The organism is Phytoactinopolyspora endophytica, assembly GCF_004138495.1.
GTDB lineage: Bacteria > Actinomycetota > Actinomycetes > Jiangellales > Jiangellaceae > Phytoactinopolyspora > Phytoactinopolyspora endophytica.
Map to the genome: position 1 here is coordinate 196901 of NZ_ML142852.1, position 9655 is coordinate 206555.

A 9655-nucleotide genomic window follows, 5' to 3' on the forward strand; every position below is an offset into this window, starting at 1 on the left:
ATCAGTTCGCCGACGGTACGGAGGCGACGGTTGCCGAAGTGGTCGATGTCATCCGTCTCGACTCGCACCTCGTGCTCACCAGTCGTCATCTCCTCCTCGCCGGCATGCAGCCGGACGAGGTACCGCAACGTCGCGATGACATCGTCGAGGGTGATGGTGTTCTGGTCCAGCGCCAGGTCGAGGCCGAGCTTCTTGTTGAGCTTGTACCGACCCACCTTGGCGAGGTCGTACCGCTTCGGGTTGAAGTAGGCGTTCTCGAGCAGCTGCTGAGCGGCCTCCCGCGTGGGCGGTTCACCCGGACGCATCTTGCGGTAGATATCGAGCAGTGCTTCTTCCTGGCTGGTCGTGTGGTCCTTCTCCAGGGTGGTTCGCATCGACTCGTAGTCGCCGAACTCTTCCAGGATCTGCTCGTTCGTCCAGCCGAGCGCCTTCAGCAGAACGGTGACGTTCTGCTTGCGCTTACGGTCGAGCCGGACACCGACGGTGTCTCGCTTGTCGACCTCGAACTCCAGCCAAGCACCCCGGGACGGGATGACCTTCGACGTGAAGATGTCTCGGTCCGAAGTCTTGTCGAGCGAACGCTCGAAGTACACACCAGGCGAACGGACCAGCTGGGAGACGACCACCCGCTCGGTACCGTTGATGATGAATGTGCCTTTGGGTGACATCAGCGGGAAGTCGCCCATGAACACGGTCTGCGACTTGATCTCGCCGGTCTCGTTGTTGATGAACTCGGCGGTGACGAACAGGGGTGCAGAGTACGTGAAGTCACGCATCTTGCACTCGTCGATGGTGTTCTTCGGATCCTCGAACCTGGGGTCGGAGAACGACAGCGACATAGTGCCGGAGAAGTCTTCGATCGGGCTGATCTCGTCGAGAATCTCCTGCAGGCCGGACGTCGTGTTGATGTCCTGACGCCCTTCCGCCTCGGCCTCGGCTACGCGCGCTTGCCAGCGCGAATTTCCGAGCAGCCAGTCGAAACTGTCGATCTGGAGAGCGAGGAGGTTCGGAACCGCGAGGGGCTCCCTGAGCTTAGCGAAAGATATACGGCGGGAACCGTTTGTGGACTGTGTGGTGATGGGCGTGACGGCCAACAGGGGTCCTTCCGAGGGCACACGGTCGGATATAGTCAATCAATCGGGCTGCACGCAGACCCCTGCCCTCATCAACGACAGGACAGTGGACAGCGCAAAATCGCAGTCTAGCCTAAAAGGCTCACTGCTGTCGAGTGGCGGCCCATATCCGTTCCAGGACGCTCCCTATCGTGTCGTGACGCTGCAAGAAGGATCTCCCGGACGTATCGCTCGCGTCAAGCGCGCGCCTCGCCTCGGCGCGTCGCGCAGCCCCACAAACACCAGAGCCCGGCGACGTGAGGTCGCCGGGCTTGCTGGTCTGTGAGCAGCGATGACTTACTTCACGGAGATGGTGGCACCGGCGGCTTCGAGCGATTCCTTCGCCTTGTCCGCAGCCTCCTTGTTGACCTTCTCCAGCAGCGCCTTCGGGGCGCCCTCGACCAGGTCCTTGGCTTCCTTCAGCCCGAGCGACGTCAGGCCGCGAACCTCCTTGATGACCTGAATCTTCTTGTCACCGGCCGACTCGAGGATGACGTCGAACTCATCCTGTTCGACCTCGGCCTCGGCCTCGGCTCCGCCCGCTGCCGGAGCTCCGGCGGCGGCGACGGCTACCGGAGCCGCCGCAGTGACATCGAAGGTCTCTTCGAACTTCTTCACGAACTCCGAGAGCTCGATCAGGGACATCTCCTTGAACGCATCCAGGAGCTCATCGGTGCTGAGCTTCGCCATGGTGGCGGTTCCTTTCTTCGTGTTCGGCTTTTAAGACCGTTGTGGGGGTATGGGTGGGGCGTGAGAATGCACTCACTCGGCAGCGTTGCCGCCGGCCTCGACCTTCTGTCGAAGCGCGTCGATGGCTCGTGCCGTCTGCGACAGCGGTGCCGCGAAGAGCGACACAGCGTTCTGCGTGGACGCCTTCATGGCACCCGCCAGCTTGGCGAGCAGAACCTCGCGCGACTCAAGGTCGGCCAGCTTCTTGACGTCTTCCGGCGTGAGAGGTGAGCCCTCGAACAGGCCACCCTTCACGGTGAGCACAGGATGGGTCTTGGCGAAGTCACGCAGCCCCTTGGCCACCTCGACCGGGTCGCCCTTGACGAAGGCGATGGCCGACGGCCCGACGAGCTGCTCGTCAGGGACCTCGACTCCGGCCTCCTTGGCCGCGAGCTTGGTCAGCGTGTTCTTCACCACGGTGTACGACGCGTTCCCGCTGAGCGATCGACGGAGTTCGGTCAATTCCTTGACCGAGAGACCGCGATACTCGGTCAGCACGACGGCGGAGGAGGTACGGAACTCCTCTGCCAGTTCGGCGACCGCGGCTGCCTTATCAGGCCTCGCCATGGGACTCCTTATGACGCACGGATGGGTTTGTCACCACCGCAGACCGCCCGCCTGACACTGACATGTTCGCCGGTCCCGTGCATAAAAAACGCCCCGGCACAGGGCACGGGGCGGACGCCGCATCATAGATACAGCTTCGTCATCCATACACCTGCGCGGGCCGCCCGCATGCGCGGGACCTTCGTCATGCCAAACAGCATGAAACCGGCGGTCTTCGGCAATCAACTAGTCTACGGGCACACCGTGCCCATCGCCAAACCGGCGTCTCGACAGCTCCCACCACGCGCCCGACCGAACGCAATCTATTCGCATTCCCCACCAGGCGTGCCTTCCCGCCTCATTTACCAGAGCCGGTCCTCGTCCTCCATGTCGAACGACTGGACCATGTCACGCAACTCGTCCAGCTTCTCCTCAGACCAGTCCTGGTCCGGCGGTACCACCATGAGCCAGGCATCGACGAGCTCGCCGCCATAGTTATGCGCGTGCCCGACCGGCATGAGTGCGGATACGGCCATGTCCGCGGTCAGCTGCCAGAACGTGACGAACGGATACCAGTTGAAGTTCGGCAGCACATCCGGCCCGCGTTCCTCCCGCATCCAGTCCGGCTGAGACCAGATCAAGTCGGGCGCCCAGAACGAGACGGGATCGGACGAGTGCTGCATGAACAGTACTCGCGGCTCTTCCCAGCCCGACACGTCCATGGGGTCCTGCCAGCCACCCCAGAACCGGACGGTCTCACCACCCTGATACTCGGGCAGCCGCTGGAGCGAGCCTGGGTCCCGGTCCTCGGTGAACTCCTCGCGCAGCGGATGCCATGTCGGTGAACCGACCCACAACGCACCGTCGACCTTCGCTCTGAGTTCATCCAGGTCGTCGAACGCCGCGGCGCTCCCGACCGCCCCGAAGCTCTCACCGTACGCCACAAGTTTGGGGCGAGAGTCCTCGTCAAGCCTTGACCAGTACTCGTAGACCGCGTCGAACAACTCCTCGCCGGCGATATCCACCTGCTCGCCTTCAGCCAGGAACGATAACCAACTCGGCAGGTAGGAGTACTGCATCGAGACGATCGCGGAGTTTCCGTTGTACAGGTGTTCCAGCGCATCGGCCGCGGCTTCGTCAACCCAACCGGTACCGGTCGCCGTGACCACGACCAGCACCTCGCGGTCGAAGCCGCCGGCCCGCTCCAGCTCACGTACCGCGAGCGACGCCTGACCTGCCGGGGTCTCGGCGGTGTCCATGCCGACGTACGTCCGCACCGGGTCCATCGCAGGCAGACCGCTGAACTCCTCGATCTCTTCGGCTGTAGGACCTTGCGAGATGAACTCCCGGCCCTTTCGGCCCAGCGAGTCCCACGTCACCAGCGATCCGGGACCACCCGAGTGGGTGCCGATGGCCGGTGAGCTCTCCCCCGCCATGGTCTCCTGATTGATCGCCGCGAAAGCGCTGTTCGCAGCCCCGAGGAACCAGGGATAGAACAGTCCGGTCCACGACCACACCGCCAGACCCGTGACGACGAGCGCGGACAGGACGACGGCGAGTTGCACCGGCACCCACCTGGCAAAGAACCGGCCGAGTCGTCGCGACGCCCCACGAAGCAGTCTGCCGATGGCCAGGAACCCGATGAAGAGCAGGAACGAGATCAGGAGGATGAAGATGTAGTGATACAGCCGCGGGCTGTCCACGTCCATGAGATCACGCAGGTCGCTCTGCCAACGCGCTGAGCCCGCCATATACCAGGCCGCCGACGCCGTGCCGACGATGCCGAGCACCGTCCACGCCGCAGTCACGGTCTGCCGCGCCAGCGGCCGGCCGCGCCGCGTTTTACGGATGATCAGTCTGACGAGCACACCGATCAGCGCCCCGATGGCATAGCCGATCGTCGCCGTGACCCCCGTCACGAGCGCTTGGTAGTACCAGGTCCGCGGGAGCAGGGACGGCGTGAGCGACCAGCAGAAGAAGAAGGTCCCGACCAGGGAGCCGGCGAAATCGAGCCGAAGCCAGGTGATCAGACGTCCCAGGACCGGGACCCGGCGCACTGCCGAAAGGCGACGCTGAACAGCTGGGAGCCTACGGCGAAGCGGCGCCGAACGCTCGACCAAGATGTCCATCACCGACATGCCGTGCATCCCCATTCAAAGGGCCAGCCGCGGTGCCGTTCGAATCGGCACCGCGGCTGGCCCGGATATTTCATGCTCGCGCAGGCTCAGATGCACGGATCTTGCCTGGGTCGACCGGAATGCCCGGCCCCATCGTCGACGTCATCGTCGCCTTCTTGATGTAGCGACCCTTGGACGACGACGGCTTGAGACGGTTGATCTCGTCCAGTGCCGCGGCGTAGTTCTCCATGAGCGCGTCCTCGGTGAAGGACGCCTTGCCGATGATGAAATGCAGGTTGGCGTGGCGATCGACTCGGAACTCGATCTTTCCGCCCTTGATCTCCGATACCGCCTTGGTGACGTCGACCGTCACAGTACCTGTCTTGGGGTTCGGCATCAGGCCACGCGGGCCGAGCACCCGCCCAAGCCGCCCGACCTTGCCCATCAGATCGGGAGTGGCGACCACCGCGTCGAAGTCGAGCCGGCCACCCTGGACCTCCTCGATCAGCTCATCGCCACCGACGATATCGGCGCCGGCGTCCGTCGCCTCCTGCGCCTTCGGACCCACGGCGAAGACCAGGACCCGAGCGGTCTTGCCGGTGCCGTGCGGCAGGTTGACGGTGCCACGGACCATCTCGTCGGCCTTGCGCGGGTCGACGCCCAGTCGCAATGCGACCTCGACGGTCGGATCGTACTTCGTGCTATTGGTCTCCTTGACCAGGCGAACTGCTTCCACGGCCGAGTAGAGACGACTCTGGTCGATCTTCTCGGCGGCTGCCCGGTAGGCCTTGCTGCGCTTCATCTTCGCTCCTGTAGAAAGGTCGGGAGTCGTGGTACGGGCCAGCGCTGCCCTTCCACTGTGCGGTCTGTCAGGTCCGCGGTTCTCGCGCCGACCCAGCCGGTGCGCACCGCGGGACGACTACTGAACGTTGACACCCATCTGCCGGGCGGTACCGGCGATGATCTTCTCCGCCGCGTCCAAGTCATACGCGTTGAGATCGGGCATCTTCTGCTCAGCGATCGCACGCACCTGATCGCGTGTGATGGTCGCAGCCTTCACACGATGCGGCTCGCCCGAGCCCTTCTCGACCCCGGCGGCCTTGAGAATCAGCTTCGCCGCGGGCGGCGTCTTGGTGACGAACGTGAAGGACCGGTCCTCGTATACCGTGATCTCGACCGGCACCACGTCACCACGCTGGTTCTCGGTGGCGGCGTTGTACGCCTTGCAGAACTCCATGATGTTGACGCCGTGCTGGCCCAATGCGGGCCCCACGGGCGGCGCGGGTGTCGCCTGACCGGCCTGGATCTGGAGCTTGATCAGGCCTGCGACTTTCTTCTTCGCGGGCATCTTCCTCGGGTCCTCGTCGTTCCTTCTCGGTTGTGTGTCGTTGACGATGTGGCCGCTGTGTGCGGCCCCTAGTGTCCCTTGACGGAGAAACTAGAGCTTCTGGATCTGATTGAACGACAACTCGACAGGCGTCTCCCTGCCGAAGATCTCAACCAGGCCTTTCACCTTCTGCGAGTCGACGTTGATCTCGTTGATGGTGGCGTGCAGCGTGGCGAACGGTCCATCCACGACCATGACGGAGTCTCCGACCTCGAAGTCGACGACTTCCACCTGCTGCTTCTTCTTCTCTTCCGTCTGGACGACCGGTTCCTCGAACTCCGGCGCGAGCCAGCGCTCCACCTCGGCGAGACTGAGGGGCAATGGCTGGTTTCCGTGGCCGACGAAGCCGGTCACTGCTGGCGTATGCCGCACCGCCGCCCACGACTCGTCGGACATGTCCATACGGACGAGCACGTAACCGGGGAACCGGTTGCGCTTCACCATCCGGCGTTGTCCGCCCTTGATCTCGGCGACCTCTTCTGTCGGAACCTCGACCTCGAAGATCTGCTCCTCCATATTGAGGCTGCTGATCCGGTTCTCGAGGTTCACCCGCACACGGTTCTCCATGCCGGAATACGTCTGGATCACATACCAGCCGCCTGGCTTGGCCCGCAGGACTCGACGGAACTCCTCGAGCGGGTCGACCGGCTCATCCGCCTCGGGCGTGACGTCACCAGACTCATCGGCCTGTTCGTCCTGCTCGGCGGTGTCGGTCGACTCATCGTCGGCTGCGGTCGGCTCATCGTCGGCTGCGGCCTCGTCGTCAACGATCGACTCATCGTCCGCGGTCGGCTCGTCGACGGCGGGCACATCGGCCTGCTCGTCCGGGCCGACGGCCTGGGTCGGCTCATCGTCAGCGGTCGGCTCCGCGGCTGCGTCGTCGACGGGCGCGTACTGTTCGGACACGGTACGGACTTCTTCCTCCTGGTAGCTACTGTGCCTTGGCGGGGCTCAGCCGAACACTTCAAGCATCAACCAACCAAAGCCCAGGTCGAGCACGGAGACGATAGCGATCATGATCGCGACGAACACCAGCACGACGGCCGTGTACGTCAACAGCTGACGCCGCGTCGGATAGACGACCTTGCGAAGTTCGGCCACAACTTGCCGAACCCACAGCGACAACCGTGCGATCGGGCCACGCCGCCGTGGCGGGCGTGGACGATCGGGCGTCGCGGTCTGGCCGCTCGTCTCCGTCACTTGCTACCTCACTTGGGTCTTCATTTCCGCCGCCCAGGCGGACGGCTGGTCGCCTTGGCCACTCGACGTCCGGGGCCGCGATGACCCTCAGCCGCGGTGACCAGCAGGGCAGGAGGGACTCGAACCCCCAACCGCCGGTTTTGGAGACCGGTGCTCTGCCAGTTGAGCTACTGCCCTTCGGTGAACGAGCGACACCTACTCACCATAGCGCCTGAGGCGAAGTTGAGCAGGAATCAGCGACCACCGAACAGAGAGTGTACGGGGTGAATGGCATAATGGTCGAACTCACGTGATCACGGGGCCCTCGACCATCCGGTTGTCACCGTGCCGAGCCGGCCTGTGTGTAGATGACCGGGGCGTTAAGCTGGCCCACCCATGCATCACACGGATAGGCTGCTAGTAAGAAGCTACTGCATCCCGTCGGAACCGACCGGATGTCAACGACATATTGTTGGGAGCGCAACATGAGCGGCACCACGCCAGGCAGCGGGTCGGGCGACGAGCCCAAGCGGGATCCGTTCAGCTCTCCTTCCAGCGATCGCCCGTCCGAAGGACTGCCATCGTGGCATGAGAGCGTTCCGTCTCCGGACTCGGGCCACGCTGGCCCACCCTTGGACAGCGGCTCGGTGTCATTCGCGCCCCGCCCCATCGTCAACGCCGTCCGGCTGATGTACGTCGGCGCAGGGCTCACGGTATTGAGCCTGCTGTTCGCTCTGTTCAGCCGGGACGCGATCCGCGAGGCCGTAATCGACAACGATGACACCCTGACCGAGAGCGAGATCGACGCGGCGGTCAACCTGTCATACGGCGTGGCCACGATCTTCCCCCTGATCGCGATCGGGCTGTGGCTCTGGATGGCATGGGCGAACCGTCGCGGACGCTCCTGGGCGCGGGTGGTGGCGACCATCCTCGGTGGGTTGAACATCCTGTTCGCGCTGATGAACATCACGCTGGGCGGCTTCGGTCTGAACACGCTGCTCAACCTGATCTCCCCAGTGCTCGCCGGAGTAATCCTCTACATGCTGTACCGCCCTGAGTCGGGCGAGTACTACCGGGCCATGTCCGCCCCCAGACTCTAAGAACCGCAAAACCGTGCCTGCACGAGACCGAGCCGAGCGCCGGAGAGGCCGGGGGGCTTCTTCGACCGATCTTCGATCGGCGGCAGCGTAAACGCAACCAGCAGGTGAAGCCGTCCGCCGAGCGCGTGAGAGGGAGAAGGAATCCCCGGCCCACCCAAGGCGACCACATACGTCGGGGCGCGGGGCGTATCTCCTTGGCGAACCCGGGTGCGGTAGTGCAAGGATTAGCCCATGACTCTGGCTACTCCTTCCGGCACCGCAGCCGGTACCTCACGTCCTCGCATCTCGCAGCGGATCGGGTCGATCACTGAGTCCGCGACCCTCGCGGTCGACGCCAAGGCGAAGGCTCTCAAGGCAGCCGGCCGTCCCGTCATCGGATTCGGTGCGGGGGAGCCCGACTTCCCGACGCCGGACTACATCGTCCAGGCGGCAGCCGCGGCTTGCTCCGATCCGAAGAACCACCGCTACACGCCGGCCGGGGGTCTCCTCGAACTCAAGGAAGCCATCGCGGCCAAGACCGCGCGGGACACCGGCTACCAGGTCGAGCCGACGCAGGTTCTGGTCACCAACGGCGGCAAGCAAGCCGTCTATCAGGCATTCGCCACGATCATCGATGACGGCGACGATGTCATGCTCCCCGCGCCGTACTGGACGACCTATCCCGAGTCGATCCGACTGGCCGGCGGCAGCCCGGTCGAGGTCCTCGCCGATGAGACCAGCGGTTACCGCGTGACGGTCGATCAGCTCGAGGCGGCGCGGACGGAGCGCACCAAGGCCCTACTGTTCTGCTCGCCATCGAACCCGACCGGCGCGGTCTACTCGCCGGACGAGGTCCGGGCCATTGGCCAGTGGGCGCACCAGCACGGCATCTGGGTGATCACCGACGAGATCTATGAACATCTCGTCTACGGCGGCGCGACCTTCTCCTCCATGCCCGTCGAGGTTCCCGAGCTTGCCGATACCTGCATCGTCGTCAACGGTGTGGCCAAGACATACGCCATGACGGGGTGGCGGGTCGGCTGGCTGATCGCCCCGAACGACGTCACCAAGGCCGCCACGAACATGCAATCTCATGCCACCTCCAACGTCGCCAACGTTTCCCAGCGCGCGGCCCTCGCCGCTGTGAGCGGAGACCTCAGCGCGGTGGCCACCATGCGCGACGCCTTCGACCGCCGTCGGCAGACCATCGTGGAAATGTTGAACGCGATCGACGGTGTCGTATGCCCGGAGCCAGAGGGCGCGTTCTACGCATACCCGTCCGTCAAGGGCGTTCTCGGCCGCGAGATCGCCGGCCGGACGCCGAACACCAGCGTGGAACTGGCCGAGCTGATCCTCACCGAAGCCGAGGTCGCGGTGGTCCCCGGTGAGGCGTTCGGCCCCAGCGGATACCTCCGGCTCTCCTATGCGCTCGGCGACGACGACCTCGCCGAGGGCGTCGGCCGCATCCAGCGCCTGCTTTCCTGATCTGGAGGAATTCACGGGGGT

Annotated in this window: 9 protein-coding genes, 1 tRNA gene and 1 pseudogene; 2 read left to right on the plus strand and 9 right to left on the minus strand. The window is 64.4% G+C overall.

Features of this window, described 5'->3' with window-relative positions:
- The 9 genes and pseudogenes from ELR45_RS40660 to ELR45_RS09330 all read right to left on the minus strand — a co-directional run.
- Nucleotides 1-1097: pseudogene (locus tag ELR45_RS40660) on the minus strand (DNA-directed RNA polymerase subunit beta); the annotation flags it as partial.
- Between the two features lie 312 nt (nt 1098-1409).
- On the minus strand, nt 1410-1802 hold the full coding sequence (gene rplL, locus ELR45_RS09295) for a 50S ribosomal protein L7/L12 (protein WP_129665364.1): 393 nt from the start codon (nt 1800-1802) through the stop codon (nt 1410-1412).
- 72 nt (nt 1803-1874) lie between these two features.
- Nucleotides 1875-2408, minus strand: a complete 534-nt coding sequence (rplJ, locus tag ELR45_RS09300; RefSeq protein ID WP_129665366.1) for a 50S ribosomal protein L10 — start codon at nt 2406-2408, stop codon at nt 1875-1877.
- Nucleotides 2409-2749: 341 nt separating this feature from the next.
- Nucleotides 2750-4525 (minus strand): alpha/beta hydrolase, encoded by a 1776-nt coding sequence (locus ELR45_RS09305; protein WP_205856287.1) that lies wholly within the window; start codon nt 4523-4525, stop codon nt 2750-2752.
- A gap of 70 nt (nt 4526-4595) precedes the next feature.
- Nucleotides 4596-5306, minus strand: a complete 711-nt coding sequence (gene rplA, locus ELR45_RS09310) for a 50S ribosomal protein L1 (protein ID WP_129665370.1) — start codon at nt 5304-5306, stop codon at nt 4596-4598.
- A gap of 117 nt (nt 5307-5423) precedes the next feature.
- Nucleotides 5424-5852 carry a 50S ribosomal protein L11 gene (rplK, locus tag ELR45_RS09315; protein WP_129665372.1) on the minus strand — a complete coding sequence of 143 codons (429 nt, stop codon included), beginning with the start codon at nt 5850-5852 and terminating at the stop codon, nt 5424-5426.
- A gap of 90 nt (nt 5853-5942) precedes the next feature.
- Nucleotides 5943-6797: a transcription termination/antitermination protein NusG gene (gene nusG, locus ELR45_RS09320; RefSeq protein WP_129665374.1), complete on the minus strand. Its 855-nt coding sequence runs from the start codon at nt 6795-6797 to the stop codon at nt 5943-5945.
- A 45-nt stretch (nt 6798-6842) separates the two neighbouring features.
- Nucleotides 6843-7091, minus strand: a complete 249-nt coding sequence (gene secE / locus ELR45_RS09325) for a preprotein translocase subunit SecE (RefSeq protein WP_129665376.1) — start codon at nt 7089-7091, stop codon at nt 6843-6845.
- A gap of 104 nt (nt 7092-7195) precedes the next feature.
- Nucleotides 7196-7268 (minus strand) — tRNA-Trp (locus ELR45_RS09330).
- A 287-nt stretch (nt 7269-7555) separates the two neighbouring features.
- Here ELR45_RS09330 and ELR45_RS09335 point away from each other — a divergent pair.
- Nucleotides 7556-8170 carry a hypothetical protein gene (locus ELR45_RS09335; protein WP_129665378.1) on the plus strand — a complete coding sequence of 205 codons (615 nt, stop codon included), beginning with the start codon at nt 7556-7558 and terminating at the stop codon, nt 8168-8170.
- Between the two features lie 231 nt (nt 8171-8401).
- Nucleotides 8402-9634, plus strand: coding sequence for a pyridoxal phosphate-dependent aminotransferase (locus ELR45_RS09340; RefSeq protein ID WP_129665380.1), 1233 nt, complete (start codon nt 8402-8404; stop codon nt 9632-9634).
- Nucleotides 9635-9655 lie beyond the last annotated feature (21 nt).

What these genes read in the sequence shown, in the direction of transcription:
- rplL (WP_129665364.1), bottom strand. Translation starts at nt 1,802, where the DNA reads ATGGCGAAGCTCAGCACCGATGAGCTCCTGGATGCGTTCAAGGAGATG.
- rplJ (WP_129665366.1), bottom strand. Translation starts at nt 2,408, where the DNA reads ATGGCGAGGCCTGATAAGGCAGCCGCGGTCGCCGAACTGGCAGAGGAG.
- ELR45_RS09305 (WP_205856287.1), bottom strand. Translation starts at nt 4,525, where the DNA reads ATGTCGGTGATGGACATCTTGGTCGAGCGTTCGGCGCCGCTTCGCCGT.
- rplA (WP_129665370.1), bottom strand. Translation starts at nt 5,306, where the DNA reads ATGAAGCGCAGCAAGGCCTACCGGGCAGCCGCCGAGAAGATCGACCAG.
- rplK (WP_129665372.1), bottom strand. Translation starts at nt 5,852, where the DNA reads ATGCCCGCGAAGAAGAAAGTCGCAGGCCTGATCAAGCTCCAGATCCAG.
- ELR45_RS09335 (WP_129665378.1), top strand. Translation starts at nt 7,556, where the DNA reads ATGAGCGGCACCACGCCAGGCAGCGGGTCGGGCGACGAGCCCAAGCGG.
- ELR45_RS09340 (WP_129665380.1), top strand. Translation starts at nt 8,402, where the DNA reads ATGACTCTGGCTACTCCTTCCGGCACCGCAGCCGGTACCTCACGTCCT.